Annotated in this window: 19 protein-coding genes; 7 read left to right on the plus strand and 12 right to left on the minus strand. The window is 70.2% G+C overall.

Annotated features, from left to right (window positions below; genetic code table 11):
- Positions 1 to 10: 10 nt before the first annotated feature.
- From V8J36_RS02475 to V8J36_RS02505, 7 genes are read left to right on the plus strand one after another with little or no spacing between them, the layout of a single operon-like run.
- Complete coding sequence (locus V8J36_RS02475) at positions 11 to 1,000, plus strand: AAA family ATPase (RefSeq protein ID WP_336465659.1); 990 nt, start codon at positions 11 to 13, stop codon at positions 998 to 1,000.
- Positions 997 to 1,857, plus strand: a complete 861-nt coding sequence (locus V8J36_RS02480; protein WP_336465660.1) for a DUF58 domain-containing protein — start codon at positions 997 to 999, stop codon at positions 1,855 to 1,857. Before V8J36_RS02475 ends, V8J36_RS02480 begins: the two co-directional genes overlap by 4 nt.
- Positions 1,854 to 2,231 carry a hypothetical protein gene (locus tag V8J36_RS02485; RefSeq protein ID WP_336465661.1) on the plus strand — a complete coding sequence of 126 codons (378 nt, stop codon included), beginning with the start codon at positions 1,854 to 1,856 and terminating at the stop codon, positions 2,229 to 2,231. Before V8J36_RS02480 ends, V8J36_RS02485 begins: the two co-directional genes overlap by 4 nt.
- 2 nt (positions 2,232 to 2,233) lie before the next feature.
- Positions 2,234 to 3,208 (plus strand): VWA domain-containing protein, encoded by a 975-nt coding sequence (locus tag V8J36_RS02490; protein ID WP_336465662.1) that lies wholly within the window; start codon positions 2,234 to 2,236, stop codon positions 3,206 to 3,208.
- Positions 3,205 to 4,125, plus strand: a complete 921-nt coding sequence (locus tag V8J36_RS02495) for a VWA domain-containing protein (protein ID WP_336465663.1) — start codon at positions 3,205 to 3,207, stop codon at positions 4,123 to 4,125. The genes V8J36_RS02490 and V8J36_RS02495 overlap by 4 nt, the downstream gene beginning before the upstream one ends.
- Positions 4,122 to 4,718 (plus strand): hypothetical protein, encoded by a 597-nt coding sequence (locus V8J36_RS02500; RefSeq protein WP_336465664.1) that lies wholly within the window; start codon positions 4,122 to 4,124, stop codon positions 4,716 to 4,718. The genes V8J36_RS02495 and V8J36_RS02500 overlap by 4 nt, the downstream gene beginning before the upstream one ends.
- Positions 4,712 to 5,887 carry a hypothetical protein gene (locus V8J36_RS02505; RefSeq protein ID WP_336465665.1) on the plus strand — a complete coding sequence of 392 codons (1,176 nt, stop codon included), beginning with the start codon at positions 4,712 to 4,714 and terminating at the stop codon, positions 5,885 to 5,887. The genes V8J36_RS02500 and V8J36_RS02505 overlap by 7 nt, the downstream gene beginning before the upstream one ends.
- Positions 5,888 to 5,891: 4 nt before the next feature.
- Here the strand turns inward: V8J36_RS02505 and V8J36_RS02510 are convergent, their stop codons facing one another.
- From V8J36_RS02510 to V8J36_RS02565, 12 genes are all read right to left on the minus strand, one after another.
- The gene (locus tag V8J36_RS02510) at positions 5,892 to 6,251 is read right to left on the minus strand and encodes a hypothetical protein (RefSeq protein WP_336465666.1); all 360 of its coding nucleotides are present in this window, start codon (positions 6,249 to 6,251) and stop codon (positions 5,892 to 5,894) included.
- Positions 6,252 to 6,253: 2 nt separating this feature from the next.
- Complete coding sequence (locus V8J36_RS02515) at positions 6,254 to 6,811, minus strand: hypothetical protein (RefSeq protein ID WP_336465667.1); 558 nt, start codon at positions 6,809 to 6,811, stop codon at positions 6,254 to 6,256.
- Positions 6,808 to 8,157: an ATP-binding response regulator gene (locus V8J36_RS02520; protein ID WP_336465668.1), complete on the minus strand. Its 1,350-nt coding sequence runs from the start codon at positions 8,155 to 8,157 to the stop codon at positions 6,808 to 6,810. Before V8J36_RS02520 ends, V8J36_RS02515 begins: the two co-directional genes overlap by 4 nt.
- Positions 8,150 to 9,319 (minus strand): FIST N-terminal domain-containing protein, encoded by a 1,170-nt coding sequence (locus V8J36_RS02525; protein ID WP_336465669.1) that lies wholly within the window; start codon positions 9,317 to 9,319, stop codon positions 8,150 to 8,152. The genes V8J36_RS02520 and V8J36_RS02525 overlap by 8 nt, the downstream gene beginning before the upstream one ends.
- Positions 9,320 to 9,326: 7 nt before the next feature.
- Positions 9,327 to 10,037, minus strand: a complete 711-nt coding sequence (locus V8J36_RS02530; RefSeq protein WP_336465670.1) for a response regulator transcription factor — start codon at positions 10,035 to 10,037, stop codon at positions 9,327 to 9,329.
- Between the two features lie 197 nt (positions 10,038 to 10,234).
- The gene (locus V8J36_RS02535; protein ID WP_336465671.1) at positions 10,235 to 10,813 is read right to left on the minus strand and encodes a hypothetical protein; all 579 of its coding nucleotides are present in this window, start codon (positions 10,811 to 10,813) and stop codon (positions 10,235 to 10,237) included.
- Positions 10,810 to 11,238: a hypothetical protein gene (locus tag V8J36_RS02540; RefSeq protein WP_336465672.1), complete on the minus strand. Its 429-nt coding sequence runs from the start codon at positions 11,236 to 11,238 to the stop codon at positions 10,810 to 10,812. The genes V8J36_RS02535 and V8J36_RS02540 overlap by 4 nt, the downstream gene beginning before the upstream one ends.
- Positions 11,239 to 11,261: 23 nt before the next feature.
- A complete protein-coding gene (locus tag V8J36_RS02545; protein WP_336465673.1) occupies positions 11,262 to 12,218 on the minus strand; it encodes a PQQ-dependent catabolism-associated beta-propeller protein in 957 nt (318 codons plus the stop codon).
- A 2-nt stretch (positions 12,219 to 12,220) separates the two neighbouring features.
- Positions 12,221 to 13,423 carry an ABC transporter substrate-binding protein gene (locus V8J36_RS02550; protein WP_336465674.1) on the minus strand — a complete coding sequence of 401 codons (1,203 nt, stop codon included), beginning with the start codon at positions 13,421 to 13,423 and terminating at the stop codon, positions 12,221 to 12,223.
- 116 nt (positions 13,424 to 13,539) lie between these two features.
- A complete protein-coding gene (locus V8J36_RS02555; RefSeq protein ID WP_336465675.1) occupies positions 13,540 to 14,355 on the minus strand; it encodes a quinoprotein dehydrogenase-associated putative ABC transporter substrate-binding protein in 816 nt (271 codons plus the stop codon).
- 1 nt (position 14,356) lies between these two features.
- Positions 14,357 to 14,878: a c-type cytochrome, methanol metabolism-related gene (locus V8J36_RS02560; protein WP_336465676.1), complete on the minus strand. Its 522-nt coding sequence runs from the start codon at positions 14,876 to 14,878 to the stop codon at positions 14,357 to 14,359.
- A gap of 164 nt (positions 14,879 to 15,042) precedes the next feature.
- Positions 15,043 to 16,845 carry a methanol/ethanol family PQQ-dependent dehydrogenase gene (locus tag V8J36_RS02565; RefSeq protein ID WP_336465677.1) on the minus strand — a complete coding sequence of 601 codons (1,803 nt, stop codon included), beginning with the start codon at positions 16,843 to 16,845 and terminating at the stop codon, positions 15,043 to 15,045.
- Positions 16,846 to 17,065 lie beyond the last annotated feature (220 nt).

Consider the following 17,065-nt stretch of genomic DNA (forward strand, 5'->3'; position numbering starts at 1 on the left):
GGAGGAGACGATGGACAGAAGCGCAGCCCTGGCCGGTCTCGACCGGCCGGAAGCGGCCGGGCGCGTGCGAGCGCTGGCGACAGGCCTGACGGCCGGGCTGATCGGACATGAACATCTCGTCGAAGGACTGATGGTCGCGCTGATCGCGGGCGGTCATGTGCTGATCGAAGGGGCGCCGGGCCTCGCCAAGACCCGGGCCGTGCGGCTTCTGGCCGAAGGGCTCTCGGGCAGTTTCTCGCGGGTGCAGTGCACGCCGGACCTGATGCCCTCGGACCTGACCGGCACGCAGGTGTTCCGCCCCGACCGCGGCAGTTTCGATTTCGTGCCGGGGCCGCTGTTCCATTCGCTGGTGCTGGTCGACGAGATCAACCGCGCCCCGCCGAAGGTGCAGTCTGCCCTGCTCGAGGCGATGGCAGAGGCGCAGGTGACCGCGGGCGGCGTCACCCGGCCGCTGCCGCGCCCTTTCATGGTCGCCGCGACCCAGAACCCGATCGAGCACGAGGGCACCTATCCTTTGCCCGAGGCGCAGCTCGACCGCTTCCTGCTGCATCTCGACCTCGCCCTGCCCGGGGCCGAAGATGAACGGCGGATCCTCGACCTTGTCGAGGGAGAGGGGCTTTCGGGCCCGGCGCATCCGCCCCTGCAGCTCGACCCGGTCGAGATCCTCGCAGCCCGGGCCGAGGCCGCGCAGGTGCATCTTGCACCGGCGCTGCGCGATTTCATCGTCCGGCTGGTGATGGCGACGCGCGACAGCGCCGGCACCGGGCTCGAGGGGCTGATCGAGCATCCGGTCAGCCCGCGCGGCACGCTGTCGCTGGCGGCGGCGGCGAGGGCGCGGGCGCTTCTACAGGGGCGCGACCATGCCCTGCCCGAGGATGTCGAGGCGCTGGCCCCCGACGCGCTGTCGCATCGGCTGGTGCCAAGCTGGCGCGCGGGTACGGAAGGGATCGGCCCGCGCGAGATCGTCGCACGGCTGCTGGCAGAGGTGCGGCCGTGGTGAGCCCGGAAGAGATCGCGCGCGCGACCGAGCTTCGTGCCGCCGATCTGCTGGCGTTGGCCGGTCACGGCGGCCGCCGCGCGGCGGCTGTGCAGATCGCCGACCGTCCCGGCACCGCGCCGACCCGCCCCCGCGGGCAGGGCCACGAGATCCGCGAGATCCGCCCCTTCGTCCCCGGAGACGACCCGCGCCATCTCGATCCCGCCGCCTCGGCGCGGTCGGGCCAGATGCAGGTGCGCAGCTTCCACGAGGACCGCGACCGCAGCCTGTTCCTGATCGCCGATTTCCGGCGCCCGATGCTTTGGGGCAGCCGCCGCTTCCGCTCGCTGACTGCGGCCGAGGCACTGGCGCGCGCCGGCTGGCAGGCGGTGGCGGCCGGCGGCTCGGTCGGCTGCGCGGCGATCACCGACGCGGGGCTACAGACCGCGCGGATAGGTGCGCGCACCGCCGGCATGGCGCGGGTTGCAGGCTGCCTAGTGCGCGCCCATGCCCTTGCGCTGTCCTCTGTCACCCTTCCCGTCCGCCCGCTGGCCCCCGATCTGGCCCGCGCCGCCCGGCTCGCGCCGCGGGGCGCGACGGTGGTGCTGGCCTCGGCGCTCGACGATCCGGGGACAGAGCTGCCGGCCGTCGCCGCGGCCATGCTGCGACGCGGCAAGATTGTTCTTCTTGTGCCTGCGGACCCGGTCGAAATTGCACCGCCAAGGGTTCGGCTGAGCTGGCTGGACGCCCTTGGCGCCGCGCATCGTGGCCGTTTCGCTGCGCGCGGCGACACGCAACAAGATATCCGCGATCGGCTTGCTGCGCTTGGGGTCACGGTAAGAATGCTGCGCAGCGAAGATGCGGCGGAGGCTGCGGCATGACCCCCGAAATTGCCGCGGCAGACCTGCATCCGCCCCGTCTGCCCGAAAGTTTCGCTGCACTTCACGCCTCTGACATGCTCGCGGCGCTCGGGATCGGCCTTCTGCTTGCCACCCTGATCCATCTGGCCCTGCGACCTGCAGCGAAGCCGGCCCGAACAGACCGCGATCATGACGACAATGCGCTGATTTCAGACGATCTTTCCGCACCGGAACGCCTGTCTCGCCGCGCAGCATTGTTCACGCGGTTGGGGGGCCGCCTGCCGCCGGATCTGCGCGACAGCCTCTACCGATCGCAGTCCCCAGAGCAGCTGAGACGCGCCGACGAGCGTCTGGACCGCCTTCTGGGCGAGGCCCGCAGGCGACGGCGGCGCTGAGCATGCAGTTCGACGCCCCGCTGCTGTTTCTGCTGCTGCCCCTGCCGGTGCTTTTGTGGCGCGTCCTGCCGCCGCGCGCCGATTTGCAGGGGGCGGTCTACCTTCCGTCGAGTCTCGCCCCCCGCAGCGAGACCGCAGCGACGCGCGATCCCGCGACCCGCAGCGAGATTGTCCTCGCTGCGCTGCTCTGGGCGGCGCTGGTGACCGCTCTGGCCGGTCCCGAACGCCTGACGCTCGAGCGCAACAGCTCCGCCTCGGGGCGTGACATCCTGCTGGCGCTCGACATGTCGGGCTCGATGCTGACCGAGGATTTCACCCTAGACGGTCAACAGGTCTCGCGGCTCGACGCGGTGAAGACCGTGGCCGGCGCCTTCGCCGCGGGACGCGAGGGCGACCGGCTGGGCCTCGTGCTGTTTGCCGACCGCGCCTATGTCGCGGCGCCGCTCAGCCATGACCTTGCCGCGGTCGGGCGGGCGATCGAGGAAGCCTCGGTCGGCGTCACCGGCCGGTCGACCGCGATCGGCGAGGGGCTGGGCCTTGCGCTCAAGCGGCTGGACGAGGGCGGCGCCGAAAGCCGCGCCATCGTGCTGCTGTCGGACGGGCGCGACAGCGGCAAGCGGCTGGATGCGCGCGATGTGGCGCGGCTGGCGGCGGCGCATGGCGTGCGCGTGCATACCGTGGCGCTCGGCCCCGACGACATGGAGACGCGCCCTGCCGCGCGCGATGCCGTCGATGTGGCCATGCTGCGCGAGATCGCCGCCGCGGCGGGCGGCGAAAGCTGGCGCGTGCGCCGGACCGAGGATCTGCGCGCCATGGCGCAGGCGCTCGACCGGCTGGAGCCGAACCCGAGCCGACGCCCCCCCGTCGTCGTCCCCCGCCCCGCCTGGACCTGGCCCGCGGGCCTGGCTCTTGTGGCGGCGCTGGTGCTGGCCCTCGGCCGCGCGGGCCTGCCGGGCTTCCGGAGGGCAGTGGCATGACGCTGGTCTGGCTGCGACCGTTCTGGGCGCTGGCGCTGCTGCCGCTGGCGCTGCTCGGATGGCAGCTCTGGCGCCAGCGCGGGCATGGCGGATGGGAGGGCATTCTCGCCCCGGCAGTGCTTGCGCGCCTCGCGCAGCTGGGTCTGGCCCGTGCGGGCGGCGGCCGGCTGATGCGGCTGTCCCCTTGGATGGCGGCGCTGGCGGTGGTGATCGCGCTGACCGGCCCGGCGCGGCTTGCCGCCGGTGCGACCGGCCTGCTGCGCGCCGATCCGATCCTGCTGCTGCTCGATCTGTCGCCCTCGGTCAGCAAGAGCCCGGCGCGGCTGGCCGACCTGCAGGCCGCCGCCGCTGCGCTGCTGAACGGTGCGGACGGCCGGCCGGTGGGGGTGCTGGTCTTTGCGGCCGATGCCTTCGTCGCCAGCGCCCCCACCACCGATGCGGCCTCGCTTGCCAGCCTGATCGGCGTGCTGGGCCCTGACACGATGCCGCTGTCGGGCAGCCGCCCCGACATCGCGCTGGGCGCGGTGCGCGAGCTTTTCGGCGGTGGCGGCGGCATCGGCGGGGCCGATCTCGTGATGATCTCGGACGGCGGCGGCGCCGGGCGGCCTGCCGCGCTGGCCGAGGCGCAACGCGCAGCCGAGGGCGGCGCACGGCTCTGGACGCTGGCGCTGACGGCGGCCGACCCCGAGGCCCCGGCGGCAGAGGCCGCGGCGCTCGACCAGCTTGCCCGGACCGGTGGCGGTGCGGGCCTTGCCGCGCGCGCGGCACCCGAGCTTGCCGCGCGCATCGCCGAGCGGCGGATCGGCGCGCTGGCGGCCTCGCAGCGCGCGCCGGAGGTGTTCCGCGACATGGGCCGCTGGCTGCTGCTGCTGGCGCTGCTCCCCGCCGCCCTCCTGTTCCGCAGGCCCGCGCCATGAAGCGCGCCCTCATCCTCGCCGCGGCCGGGGTCGCGCTGATCGTCGCTGCGGGGCGCGGCACCGATGGCAAGCTCCTGTATGCGATCGGCCTGCCCGGCCCCGCCGCCGCGCTGATCGACGACCCCGCCGCGCGCGGCACGGCGCTGTGGCGCGCGGGGGATTACGCCGGGGCCGACGCCGCCTTTGCGCAGGCCGGGCGCACCGCCACCTTCAACCGCGGCACCTCGCTGGCGATGCTGGGCGATTACGGTCTGGCCCGCGCCTACTTCGACGCGGTGCTTTTCGCCAACCCGGCGGATTCGCAGGCCCGCGAAAACCGGGCGCTGGTCGACCGGCTGGCCCCGAAGACGCTGGGCGAGGGCAATGCCGCCGGCCGCATCGCCGCCCGCGCCAAGCCGGGCGGCGGCCCGCCGGTCGAGCTGTTCTCGGCCGTCGCCCGCCCGCTCGACCCCGGGCGGATCGTGCCGGATGACGACTGGCTGGCCACCCTGCCCGACGATCCGGGTGCCTTCCTGCGGCTCAGGCTCGCCGACGAATACCAGCGCCGGCTCGCGATGGGCTTCACGCCGCCAGAGGCGGGCGATCCATGGTGAGGGCGCTGCTGCTTCTTGCGCTGCTTGCCGGCGCCGCCGCGGCGGAGGAGCCCCGCGTGCTGACGATCGAGCCGCATCCCTTGCACGGTCGCATCGTCGAGGGCGAGATGATCCCGGTGACGATCCGCGGCGTCTACGACCGCCCCGTCGCGCGCGAAGAGATGGTGATCGCGCCGTCGGACCGTTTCGACTGGGTGCAGCTTGGCAAGGACGACTGGCACCGCGAGCGTGTCGACGGGGTCGAGCGGGTGGTGGTCGAGCGGCATCTGGCGATCTTCCCGAACCATACCGGCATCGCCCGTTTCGGCCCGGTGAAGCACGAGCTGCAGATCATCGATCAGGCCACCAGCCGCCGGGTGCCGGTGACGGTCATCGCCCGGCCCGTCGAGCTGACCATCGCGCCGATGCCTGACGATCCGCCCTTCCACAGCCCGCACGGCTGGCGCTTCACCGCCGCGGGACTGACGCTGACCGACGAGCTGTCGACCGATCCGGCGACGCTGAAGGATGGCGAGACGGTGACCCGCACCGTCACCCTGCGCGCCGAGGGTGCCCTGCCGGAAATGCTGCCGCCCCGCCCGGTGATCCAGCAGAACTGGCTGATCACCTTCACCGCACCGGTCGAGCGGCGCCTGGAGCTGACGCCCGAGGGGCCCGTCGCCACCGTCGTCTGGCGCTGGCAGTTCCGCCCGCACACCGGCGAGCCGGGGGTGTTGCCGGCGGAAGCCATCCCCTTCTTCAACACCACAACCCGGCGGGTCGAGAAGGTCGAAATCCCGGCCCTGCCGATCGGTTACGGCAGCTTCCGCTCGTCGCAGGTGCCATCGGGCGAGATCGGCACGGCCAGCCTCGCCGCGCTGGTCTGCACGACGCTGGGCGGGATGCTCCTTGGCCTTGCGATCCTGATGCGGGGCGAACGAGTGGCGCGGTCGCGGCTCGCGGAAAACTGGGCGCGGATCTCGCCGGTCTACGGCTGGCGCATGGCCCGCGCGCAGGGTCCGCTGGCGCTGCGCCGCGCGGCCGAGGATTGGGCGCGCGCCCGGCAGATTCCGCCCGCGCGCGCGGCGGCGGCGCTGGCCCCGCTCGACCGCGCGATCTATGCCCGCGCGGCCCCGATGCCAGAGGCGAAGACGCTGCGCCGGGCGCTGCGGGCGGCGCGGCGCGGCTGACCGGTCAGAAGCAGAGCATCTCGGCCTCGGCCTGCGCGCGGCGCAGGTCGGCCACGGCCTCGGTCGTGGGCTGGGTTCCGCGGAACAGCGCCGCCCGCTCGCCGCTGGTCTGGCGCATCCGCAGCACCGTCTCGGCGGTGACATAGCGGTCATAGGGCAGGATCGAGGCGACGGTATCGACCGAGCACGAGCATCGCTCGAGCGCGTCCGAGGTCTGGCCGTTCACCGCCATGCAGCTGAAGACATATTCGGCCCGGGCATCGGTCGGATAGTCGTTGACCGCGGCAAGTCCCGCGGGGGCCTGCTGCGCCAGCGCCGGCGTGCCGGCGATCAGCGCGATCAAGGCAAGAGCGCGTCCCTGCATGGTCAGTCCCCCTTCACCAGCACCATCGCCTCGCGGTAACCCTCGGGCGCGTCCAGTTGCGCCTGCAGCGCCTGCACGCCGCCGGGCACCGCGCGGTCGGCGGTGAATTCCAGTGTCAGCCCGCCCCAGTCGCCCATCTGCCCGCGGTTCGGATCCTTGTCGAAGGGCTGCACCTCTGTCACGGCCCCGGCGATCGCGGTGCGCGACAGCGCCTCGCGCATGCGGTTGCGGATGTAGAACGGGCTGCCACCGGTTTCCTGCGCCATTTCGCGCACCACGCCTTCCAGGAAATAGAGGACGATCGGATTGGCGCTGCCCAGCCCGAACTCGGCAATCGGCGTGTCGCCGGCGATCACCAGCCCGCCCTCGGGCCGGCGCGACAGGTGCAGGGTCTCATCCACCGGGGTCTTGGCGCCCGTGCGCGTGTGGTGGAAGCGGACCGGCGCGGTGGCCGGCAGCTCGGCGAAGACGCCCGGCGCCAGCACGAGGTCCGAAATCGGCACCTGCGGCCCGGCGGCGGCCAGAAGCAGGCAGAGGGCGGCGGCGGGAAGGGGTCTCATTGGGCCTCCAGCAGGGATTGCAGCATGTCGCGCAGGTCAAGTTCGACCACCGGCTTTTCCATCACCGCGGCGCCCAGATGGCCCGAGGCCTCGATGATCGCCTCGGCGCATTCGCCGCTGACGATCAGCGCCGGGATGTCGCCAAGACTGGCGCGGACGGCGGCGATCACATCGATGCCGGTCTCGCCGTCGTTCAGGCGATAGTCGGTCAGGATCAGGTCGGGGGTCAGGCCGGTGCGGATCAGCTCGGCCTCGGCGGTCTCGACCGACTCGGCGTCGAGCACCGTCATGCCCCAGCTGCGCAGAAGCAGCACGAAGGCATGGCGCATGCTGCGGTCGTTCTCGACGACCAGCGCGGTGCGGCCGGCGAAGCAGTCGGGCACCGCGCGCACGTCGCGGGTCTCTGCCGCCTTGGGCGAGATCAGGCAGAGCCCGCCCATCCGCGGCAGCAGCACCCGGAAGCACGAGCCGCGACCCGGCGTGCTGATCACCTCGACGCTGTGGCCAAGCTGCAGACAGGCGCGCTGCACGATCGACAGCCCCAGCCCGGTGCCGGGCACATCGGCGCGCGACAGGCGCTCGAACTCGTTGAAGATCTTCGCCTGATCCTCGGGCGCGATGCCTGAACCGGTGTCATGCACCTCGAGCCAGATGTTGTCGCCCGCCCGCCGCGCGCCGACCAGCACCTTGCCGGACCGCGTGTATTTCAGCGCATTCGACACGAGGTTCTGCGCGATCCGGCGCAACAGCACCGGGTCGCTGATCACCGTCTCGGACGAGGGCACGAAACGCAGGTCGATGTGCTGCGCCTGCGGGCCCATGTCGCCCGCCAGCCGCTGGAACAGGCGCCCCAGCGCCACCGGGGCGGGATGGATCTCGAGCCGCTGGCTGTCGAGCCGGGCGATTTCCAGAAGCATGCGGATCAGCTCTTCGGCGCTGTCGAAATTCTCGCCGATCCGGGTCACAAGGTCGCTCAGCAGCGGGTCGCGGCTGAGTTCGTCCAGATGCGACAGCAGCAGCTTCGCCGCGGACAGGGGCTGCAGCAGGTCATGGCTCGCCGCGCGCAGGAAGCGCGACTTGGCGCGGCTGGCCTCTTCAGCCGCCTCGCGCGCCTGTCCCAGCTCGCGGTTGGTCAGCGACAGGTCGGCCAGGGCGCGCTCGAGGTCCTGATTGCGGGCCAGCACCTCGCGTTCCAGATGCTCGGCGGTGCGGGCCAGCGAATAGCTCGAGCTGCGCGCGGCATCGAGCTGGTCGATGCGCTTCACCAGCGCACGGTTGATGCGTTCGAGCTTCTCGATGCGCCGCGCCAGCGCGGCCGGATCGGGCGGGATCACGCTGTCAGGCATGGGCCGTGCCCCCGTCCGGGTCGAGGAAGGCGAGACCCACGAAGGTCTGGTTCACATGGATGCCGCCGTGCTGCTCGCCGTAGGTGTTGAAGCCCGCGACGTTCCAGCGCCGGAAGATCCGCGCCGCATCCTCCTGCAGCCCGGCCTGTTCCAGCGCGATCCGGCGCAGGATGCAGTCGAAGCCGAGGATCAGCGCCGCCGGCCGCCCGAGCTGGCCCAGCCGTTCCTCGAGCCCGTCGGTCAGGTCCACCGCCCGGCCGAGGGTCATGACCGAGCCGGTCTCGATCGAGGACATCAGCCTGAGCCCCCCCTCGGGTGTCAGCCCGGCGATGGCGCGGACGAACTGCTTGCCGCCGATCTGCACCAGCAGCGGGTTCTCGGCGAAGGCGGCGGGGCCCAGGGCCTCGGGCGTGGTGCCGATCAGGCGGGCATATTCGCGCGCGGCGGGTTCGGCGTCGATCTCGAGGATCAGGCGTTCCTCGGGATCGGCATCGGTGACCACCATCCGCGCGCCGGTCGGCATGATGTGATCGAAGACGATCTCCTCGATCGCGAAGTCGGTGGACATCAGGCAGAAGATCGCGGTGTCGGGGCGGTTCTCGCCATCCAGCATCACCTCGGTCCGGGCAAAGCGCAGCCCGTCGCCTGCGGATCCGCCCAGCACCAGCGTGCCGGGCAGCGTCGCGTCGATCAGCGCGCTGACCAGTTCCTCGCGCTGCGAGAGCCCGTCGATCAGCAGGATCCCGAAGCGCGAACGGCCCGGCTCCTCGGGCACCGCCTCGCCTGCCGCGCGCAGCGCGAGCAGCCAGTTGAGGCTGGCCGAAGCCCGCAGGCCCTGCAATTGCACGGCGCTGACCCGGAAATGCGCGGCCGGCAGCGCGATGGCGACGGTGGTGCCGCTGGCATAGCCGCCAAAGGCGAATTCGCCGGCCGACGAACATCCCAGCACCCGGCAAGCCGGGCCAAACGCCTGCGACAGCGTCCGCCACAACAACGGCAGGCAGGTGCCGTCGGCGGCGAACAGCAGGATCGCCGCAGGCCGGGCGCCCGCGAAGGCGGCGAGGAAATCCTTCGCCATCTCCTCGGCCGAGCCGCGGCTGACCGCGACCAGCGGACGGGCGTCCGCCGCCAGCCCTGCCCCCCCTGCGGCCGCGCGGTCCATCGCGGTCTCAGCGCATGAACATCCGCGCCTTGTTGGCCAGAAGCGCCACCTGGGTGCGGTTGCTCACGTTGATCTTCGACATGATGGCGGCGATGTGGGTCTTCACCGTCGCCTCGGCGATCGACAGCTCGTAGCTGATGATCTTGTTGGGCCGTCCCTGGCAGATCAGCCGCAGGATGTTCATCTGCTGCGGTGTCAGCGTTGCGAAGTCGCGGGCGAGCCGCGCCTGTTCCTCGGCCTGCTGGCCCAGTTCCTCGGGGTCGTAGCCGTCAGGCATCACCGTCTCGCCGGCCCACATCGCCTCGAAGGCGCGGACCATCCGCGCGCGGGGCAGCGACTTCAGGATGTAGCCGCGGCTGCCCGCGGCCAGCACCGTCGCCACCACCTCGGGATCGAAATCCGACGAGATGACGGTGACGGCGGCCTGCGGCGCCAGCGCGCGCAGGCTCATCACCCCTTCGGTCCCGGCGACATCGGGCAGGTTCAGGTCGACGACGATCGCATCGGGCGCCCCCTCGCCGCGGATGCTGGCGACCGCCGCCGTCAGCCCCGAGGCGGTGCGCACCCGCCGCAGCCCGAAGGCATGGCTGAGCGTGACCGCCAGCGCGTCGCACATCAGCGGATGGTCGTCGATGATCAGAACGTCCTGGACGGAATGCGAGGTCGCGCCGCGCGCGACATCAGTGCCGGCGGCATGCCGGCTCAGCGTGGTCTGCATGGTGTCCTCCCTCGTCGGTCGGGCCTCCTCTCCCTTCCGACAGACTTCGATCCTAGGACGATCGGTCGCAGTCGCATACCGGAAATCTTGCGCGACGCGGCGGAAAATCATCCGAAATTTCCATTCACACACAGAGTCTTGGACCAAAACCTAGCTGATCGGCCAAAACCCGCCGAAATGCTGCATCTGCACCGCATCTATTGCAGTTGCGCCATCACCTCCCGCCCGAGCGCGAAGGCCCGCTGCTCGAGGATCACCGGCACCTCGCAGACATAGGTCAGCGATTGCTGGCGTTCGCGGAAGATCCGCGTCGCCCAATCCAGGTCGCGCTCGACCGTGTCGATGCGGTCGAAATCCTTGCTGCCTTCCAGCCCCCGCTGCTCGACCCGCAACGCGTTGATCCGGGTGTCGAGCTCGGTCTGCTTGCGGGCATATCGGGCGATGCCCTGCATCACCCGGTCGCGGGTGTGGTCGATGTCGCGGAACACGGCGAGATAGAGCGCCGCGCGATCGCCGGGCGCGGTCGCGGCGATCAGCGCGCGCGCTTCATCCTCGCCGGTGCGGCGCAGCGCCAGCCGCGCCGCGGTCTCGCGGATCGCGCCATCCTGCGAACGCGCCTCGAGCGCGTCATCCGGCAGCGGCCCCGCCCAGACCGAGCCCAGCGACAGATGCGGCACCTTGCGCTGGACGCAGGGCCAGTCCGCATCCTTGGGCGGGCCGTCGGCCAGGGCCGGACCCGCCAGGGCGACAAGGGCAAGAAGCGCGAGCGGTTTCACTTGATCACGAAGCTCGCGCGCTGGCTTTCGCCGGTGGTCCCGGGGATCATCACCGTGTAGCTGCCCGGCGTGATCGCGACGAAGCTGATCTTTGCGGTGCCCTCGTCGTCGAACTCCAGCGAGGCCACGCCCAGCGGCCGGATCTCGATATCGTTGATCACCACCTCGTTGATCCAGATCGCGCGGAAGAACTCGGGCCCGGCGATCGCCAGTTCGGCCGAGCCGTCCGAAGTGATCTCGATCGTATAATAGCCGCCCGACTTCAGCTGATAGGTCTCTTCCGCCAGCGGCTTGCCAGAGGCCAGCGTCAGCGGCGGCAGCTCCGTGCGGTTGGTGCGGTCCATCAGGCCTGCCGGGCCGAACTCATGCGCCGTGGCCGGCAGCGCCAGCATCCCCGCCAGCGCGGCGATCGCGATCATCCTCATCGGTCGTCTCTCCCTTTTCACTCTCACGGCACGGCCACCACGCCCCAGGGCTGCTGGCCGACCTGCACCGATTGCACCACCTTGGCCGCGGCCACGTCTATGACCGAAACGTCGTTGCTGTTGCCGTTGGTCGTGTAGAGCCACTTGCCATCGGGCGAGAAGGCAAGCTGCCAGACCCGCTGGCCGACCAGCAGGTAATCGAGGACCTCCCAGCTTTCGCCGTCGATCACCGCAACCCGGTTCGCCGGGCCCAGCGCCACGAAGATGCGCTTGTCGTCCGGGGTGATCCGCACGCCCACCGGCTGCAGCGCCTCGGGCAGGACGCCCGGCACCTCGAAGCGGATGGTGTGCACGATCTCCTGCTTCGCCGCGTCGATCACCGAGACGGTGCCGCCGATCTCGGCCGAGACGTAAAGGTGACTGCCGTCGCTGTCGTACTGGGCAAAGCGCGGCCGGCTGTCGACCAGCACATTGCCCACGATCTGGAAGGTCGAGGTGTCGATCATATGGGCCATGTTCGTCGTCTCGGAGGTGTTGACGACGATCTTGCCGTCGGGGCTGACGCCCATCCCCTCCGGCTCGACCCCCACCGGCACCTCGGCCAGCACCTTGCGGGTGTGCACATCGACCACGGTGACGATGTTGTCGTCCTCGTTCGCGATATACAGCGGGTTGCCGGACGGATGCAGGACGAACAGCTCCGGGTCCGGCCCCGAGGGCAGCGAGGGCTGTTCCTCGAAGGTCTGGGCGTCGAAGACCCGCACGAGGTTGTCGTCCGAGGCGCAGACATAGATCGTCTTGCCGTCGGGCGAGGCGGTGATGCCGCGCGGCCGCTGCCCCGCCGGGAAATCCGCGATCCGTTCCAGCGTCTTGCCATCGAGCACGGTGATCGAGTTGCCCTTCTCGTTCGACACGAAGATCCGGTCGGCCAGGGCAGGGCTTGCGGCGGACAGCAGGGCTGCGATCAGAAGCGGGCGCATGGTCATCCTCTCAGATTGCAGCCGGTCTCGGGGCGGTCGGTGCCCAGCGTGTCCATCACCGAGCTCTGGTGCAGGAACCCCTCCTGCGGCGAGACCGAGGTCAGCACCCGCCCCGAGGTCAGCAGGATCGGCTGGCGCAGCTGGCCGTCCCAGTCGCGAAAGCTCATCGCCTGGCCCTTGAAGCCCGCCAGCTGGAACTTCGGGCCGCGGATATAGTCGGACAGCACCGCGAAATCGGCCGAGCCGGTGCGGCTCGCCGCCTCGCCGATGCTGCGCAGCGCAAGCCAGACCTGGTAATCCTCTTCGCGCGCGAACCGATGGGCCTGCGCCTCGAAGCGGGTCTGCCACTGGGTCGCGCCCCAGCCCTCGTGCCCCGGAAACCAGCTGACCGGCATCAGCCCGGCCGAGCCGGCGACCGGCCGCGGCTGCCAGCTGTTCCAGATCAGCCAGTCGGCGAAGACGCCGCTGCGGTCGGCGGTGATGATGACGTCGTGATCCTTGGCATCCTGCAGGAAGACCGGCATCTGCGCCTGCACCTGCGCGTGCCCGCTGTCGGTCGACCGCGCGCCGCCGGTGTCGGCGAAGACCTTCTCAGCCACGATCTTCGCCCCAAACTTCTTCGCCGCATGGCGATAGGCCTCGGCCAGGTCGAGGTCCTCCTTGTGGCTGCCCGAGACCAGCAGCCAGCGGTCCCAGCGCTTCCAGACAAGGAACTGCGCCAGCGCATCGGCCCGCATCGCGTCGCTGGGTGCGGTGTGCAGCAGGTTCGACCGGCAGGCCGCATTGCGCAGGGCGTCGTCACCACTCGAGGCGTTGAACAGAAGCGCCCGCGGCCCCGCAAGGTGGGCCAGCTTCCCGGTCTCTTCGGCGTCGCCCAGCGTCACCACGAACTGCACGCCCGCGCCGATCAGCCGCTCCAGCTCGGCCCCGGCGGTTTCGGGCGTGGCGGCGACGTCGATCGTCTCGTAGGCCTGCTTCAGGAACTGCCCCGTCGTGGCATTGTCGGCCGTGCCGAGCTGTCCGCCGGCAAAGCCCAGATCCGCGGGCGGCAGGTCCAGCCGCGAGGCCGGCAGCACCGCGGCCGGGCTGTCGATGCGCAGCACCGCGGCGCGGATCGTGACGCCCTCGGCCCCGGCTGCGCCCGCGGCGACAGCCAGCCACAGGCCGGCGACCAGCGCGCCGGCAAGGCCATGTCTCGCAACCATCTTCTCCTCCCGCCGGGCGCGTGTCGGCGCGTCCCGGCCTCCCGCCCCCAGAAGACACGGGGCAGCGGCGGGGCGCCATCATACTTCCGGATGAGGCCCCAGCCCTTTCACATCAATCAGTTGGCAACCTGTTTCGGCTCGGTCCCGTAGTCGTTCAGGATCGGCACGCCCGCCTCTACCAGAATTCGGTCGATCGCCTCCTGATTGCGCCGGATCTGGGAATTGATCTCGTGCTTCCAGTCGGTCTCGCCCTGGCGCACGCCCATGGTGATCCGGTACCACAGCTTCGGGCTCGCCGTTTCGTGAACCAGCGGCATCACCGACAGCCCGCGCGCCTTGGCCAGCGGCCCGCCGATCGGCCCCCACAGGAGCGCGCCGTCGATCACCCCGGCCTGCAGGTCGTCGAGCATCTGCCCTGCCGGGTTCTCGACCCGCCGGTCGACCATCAGGTCATAGGGTTTCGCCAGCTTCATCAGCCCGCCGCGCGCCAGATAGGTGGCGGGGGGCGAGCCCACGACCACCCCCAGCCGGTGGCCCTGCAGCGCGGGGTCTTCCAGCCGCTCGACCGCGGCCAGCGGATCGCCGGGGCGCGTGACCAGCACATGGGTCGAGACGTAGTAGTGGTTGGTGTTCAGCACCAGCTCGTCGCCCTGCGCATAGCCCATGACGAGGTCGCATTCCCCCGCCGCCAGCGTCTTGCGCACGAAGCCGTTGACCTGCGGGAACCAGGTGTAGCGCACCGGGCGGCCCAGCGCCTGGCCCAGCAGCTCGGCGATCCGGTTCTCGAAGCCGCTGCCGTCCTTGTCGGACATCGGGCTGTTGGCGGGGTCTGCACAGACCCGCAGAGCCGAGCGGTCGACAAGGTCCGCGACCTGCGCCCCCGCGCTGCCGGCCAGCGCGATCAGCGCAAGGACAGGAAGCAGGGGCCGCATCTCAGCCCCCCATGCATTCGTTCTCGGCCTTCGTATAGGCCTCGGGCTTGTCGGCCTTCTTGGCCGGGCGCCCGCGCGGGATGGCATCGGTGCCGCGCGCCAGCAGGTAGGTGTAGATGTCGTCCAGATAGCACATCACGTTGGGGTTGGTGCCGAAGGCGGGCATCACCTGGTTCTGGGCATTGCCGACCTCCTGCTTGCCGCCGGCGACGATGCCCTGGAACTCGTAATAGTCCAGCCGCAGCACGCTTTTCTTCAGCGCCGGCGCATAGGTCGAGCCTTCGCCGTCCGGCCCGTGGCAGACATGGCATTCGGCGTGATAGCGGCGGAAGCCCGAGAAGGTGTTCCAGTCGACGGTGCCGTCGGCCTCGATCTTGTAGGTCGGTTCCTCCTTGGCGTCGAAGTTGCGCACACCGTCGTTCGACACCGCCTTCAGATCCTCGGCCGTCTTGTCGGCGGCGGCGGCGGTGCCGGCGGATGCGCAGGCGATCAGCGCCGCGGCGAGCCAGGTCTTGGCCTTCATGGTCTCTCCTCCCAAAGAGCTTTCGTGCTCAAGCTAGGCCGCGGGTCGGGGCCTGTCGCGTCAGCCTTTAGTTGGTGCGCCAAGGGCTTCGAGATACGAGAACGCCGCCCCGGGGTCCGGGACGGCGCGGTGATCTGGTCTGTCGACGGTCAGTTCGGCATCGATCAGTTCGGCAGGGCGAAGACCGTCAGCTGTCCGCCAAGCGCGGTGTAGTCCGACAGCGCCGCGTAGCCGCCGACCGCGCCGAGGCCGTCATTGGCATTGGTCAGACCCGCCGCCAGACCGATCCCGGCCCAGCCGCCGACGCCCGACAGCACCGCCACATACTGCTTGCCGGCGTTCTCGTAGGTCATCACGTTGCCGATGATCCCCGAGGGGGTCTTGAACTTGTAAAGCTCCTCGCCGGTCGTGGCGTCCACGGCCTTCAGATAGCCTTCCAGCGTGCCGTAGAAGACCACGTCACCGGCGGTGGCCAGCGCCCCCGACCAGACCGAGAACTGCTCGGGCAGCGACCACTTGATCTCGCCGGTCGCGGCGTCCCAGGCGATGAAGTTGCCCATGCCGCCGTGGCTGTTCGGTGCCGGGAACATCGACAGCGTCGCGCCGACATAGGGCTGCCCGGCCGAATAGCTGACGCGGAACGGCTCGTAGTCCATGCAGACGTGGTTGGTGGGCACGTAGTTCAGCCCGGTCTTCGGGCTGTAGGCCGAGGGCTGCTGGTCCTTCGAACCCAGCGCCGCCGGGCAGATGCCGGTGGTGTTGACGTCCTCGCCCTGTTGCTCGGTAGAGTATTGCGCGACCACCTGCGGCCGGCCGTACTGGTCCGAGTTCTTGTCCATGTTGACTTCGGTCGCCCAGTTGACGGCGGGGTCGTATTTCTTGGCGACCAGCAGCTCGCCCGTCTCGCGGTCGAGCGTGTAGCCGAAGCCGTTGCGGTCGAAGGTGACGATCAGCTTGCGGTCCTTGCCGTCGACCGCCTTGTCGATCAGCACGTGCTCGTTGACGCCGTCGAAGTCCCATTCGTCATGCGGGGTCTTCTGGTAGAACCACTTCGCCATGCCGGTGTCGGCGTCGCGGGCCATGATCGTCATTGACCACTTGTTGTCGCCCGGGCGCTGCGCCGGGTTCCAGGTCGAGGGGTTGCCGGTGCCGTAGTAGATCAGGTTCAGATCGGGGTCATAGGTCGTCCAGCCCCAGGTGGTGCCGCCGCCGATCTGCCACTGGTCGCCCTCCCAGCTCTTCAGCGAGCTGTCGGCGCCGATCGGCTTGCCCAGCACCATGGTCTTTTCCGGATCGACCAGCATCTCTGCGTCCGGGCCGGTCGAATAGGCGCGCCAGGCCTGGCTGCCGTCCTTGATGTTGTAGGCGGTCATGTACCCGCGCACGCCGTATTCGCCGCCCGAGATCCCGATCAGCACCTTGTCCTTCACCACGAAGGGGGCCGATGTGTTGGTCTCGCCCTTGGCCGGATCGCCGTTCTGCACCGTCCATTTCACCGCGCCGGTCTTGGCGTCGAGCGCCACCAGCGTGTTGTCGGCCTGGCCGAGGAAGATCATGTCATCGCCATAGGCGAGACCGCGGTTCACCGTGTCGCAGCACATCACCCCGATCACGTCGGCATTCTGCTGCGGCTGGTAGCGCCACAGGATCTTGCCCTCGTTGTTCAGGTCGAGCGCGTAGACGTTGTTGGGGAACGGCGTGTGGACATACATGATGTCGCCGATCACCAGCGGCGCGCCCTCGTGGCCGCGCAGCACCCCGGTCGAGAAGGTCCAGGCGACGCTCAGGTCCTTGACGTTGTCCTTGGTGATCTGGTCGAGCTCGGAATAGCGGGTGCCGGCATAGTTGCCGAGCTGGGTGCCGAACTGCTTGGGATCCTTCATCACCTCCATCAGCGCATCGTTCGCATAGGCGGTGGCGGTCGACAGGCACAGGGCCGCGACGACGCCGAATGTGACCTTCTTCATGGGGTTCCTCCCTGGTGCGGAGAGCGTGACCGCGCGGATCCGGATGTCCGGATCCAAGCTCCTCCCAAAGCCGGGGTCCCGCTCAATGAGGACCATCTGGCGGCGCGATCACGGCTGCGTCAACGGGCCGCACGGGCGCGTCACCCTAAGGTATGAGGGGCGTCGGAGGGTTCAGAAAAATGGAATGCCGGCACGCCCGCAGGTCGCGGGGACCGGCGGG

This window comes from Frigidibacter sp. MR17.14, assembly GCF_037095735.1.
In the GTDB taxonomy this organism is placed as follows: domain Bacteria; phylum Pseudomonadota; class Alphaproteobacteria; order Rhodobacterales; family Rhodobacteraceae; genus Frigidibacter.

What these genes read in the sequence shown, in the direction of transcription:
- V8J36_RS02530 (WP_336465670.1), bottom strand. Translation starts at nt 10,037, where the DNA reads ATGCAGACCACGCTGAGCCGGCATGCCGCCGGCACTGATGTCGCGCGC.
- V8J36_RS02515 (WP_336465667.1), bottom strand. Translation starts at nt 6,811, where the DNA reads ATGAGACCCCTTCCCGCCGCCGCCCTCTGCCTGCTTCTGGCCGCCGCC.
- V8J36_RS02475 (WP_336465659.1), top strand. Translation starts at nt 11, where the DNA reads ATGGACAGAAGCGCAGCCCTGGCCGGTCTCGACCGGCCGGAAGCGGCC.
- V8J36_RS02545 (WP_336465673.1), bottom strand. Translation starts at nt 12,218, where the DNA reads ATGCGCCCGCTTCTGATCGCAGCCCTGCTGTCCGCCGCAAGCCCTGCC.
- V8J36_RS02565 (WP_336465677.1), bottom strand. Translation starts at nt 16,845, where the DNA reads ATGAAGAAGGTCACATTCGGCGTCGTCGCGGCCCTGTGCCTGTCGACC.
- V8J36_RS02500 (WP_336465664.1), top strand. Translation starts at nt 4,122, where the DNA reads ATGAAGCGCGCCCTCATCCTCGCCGCGGCCGGGGTCGCGCTGATCGTC.
- V8J36_RS02560 (WP_336465676.1), bottom strand. Translation starts at nt 14,878, where the DNA reads ATGAAGGCCAAGACCTGGCTCGCCGCGGCGCTGATCGCCTGCGCATCC.
- V8J36_RS02510 (WP_336465666.1), bottom strand. Translation starts at nt 6,251, where the DNA reads ATGCAGGGACGCGCTCTTGCCTTGATCGCGCTGATCGCCGGCACGCCG.
- V8J36_RS02495 (WP_336465663.1), top strand. Translation starts at nt 3,205, where the DNA reads ATGACGCTGGTCTGGCTGCGACCGTTCTGGGCGCTGGCGCTGCTGCCG.
- V8J36_RS02555 (WP_336465675.1), bottom strand. Translation starts at nt 14,355, where the DNA reads ATGCGGCCCCTGCTTCCTGTCCTTGCGCTGATCGCGCTGGCCGGCAGC.
- V8J36_RS02520 (WP_336465668.1), bottom strand. Translation starts at nt 8,157, where the DNA reads ATGCCTGACAGCGTGATCCCGCCCGATCCGGCCGCGCTGGCGCGGCGC.
- V8J36_RS02550 (WP_336465674.1), bottom strand. Translation starts at nt 13,423, where the DNA reads ATGGTTGCGAGACATGGCCTTGCCGGCGCGCTGGTCGCCGGCCTGTGG.
- V8J36_RS02540 (WP_336465672.1), bottom strand. Translation starts at nt 11,238, where the DNA reads ATGAGGATGATCGCGATCGCCGCGCTGGCGGGGATGCTGGCGCTGCCG.
- V8J36_RS02505 (WP_336465665.1), top strand. Translation starts at nt 4,712, where the DNA reads ATGGTGAGGGCGCTGCTGCTTCTTGCGCTGCTTGCCGGCGCCGCCGCG.
- V8J36_RS02490 (WP_336465662.1), top strand. Translation starts at nt 2,234, where the DNA reads ATGCAGTTCGACGCCCCGCTGCTGTTTCTGCTGCTGCCCCTGCCGGTG.
- V8J36_RS02525 (WP_336465669.1), bottom strand. Translation starts at nt 9,319, where the DNA reads ATGGACCGCGCGGCCGCAGGGGGGGCAGGGCTGGCGGCGGACGCCCGT.
- V8J36_RS02485 (WP_336465661.1), top strand. Translation starts at nt 1,854, where the DNA reads ATGACCCCCGAAATTGCCGCGGCAGACCTGCATCCGCCCCGTCTGCCC.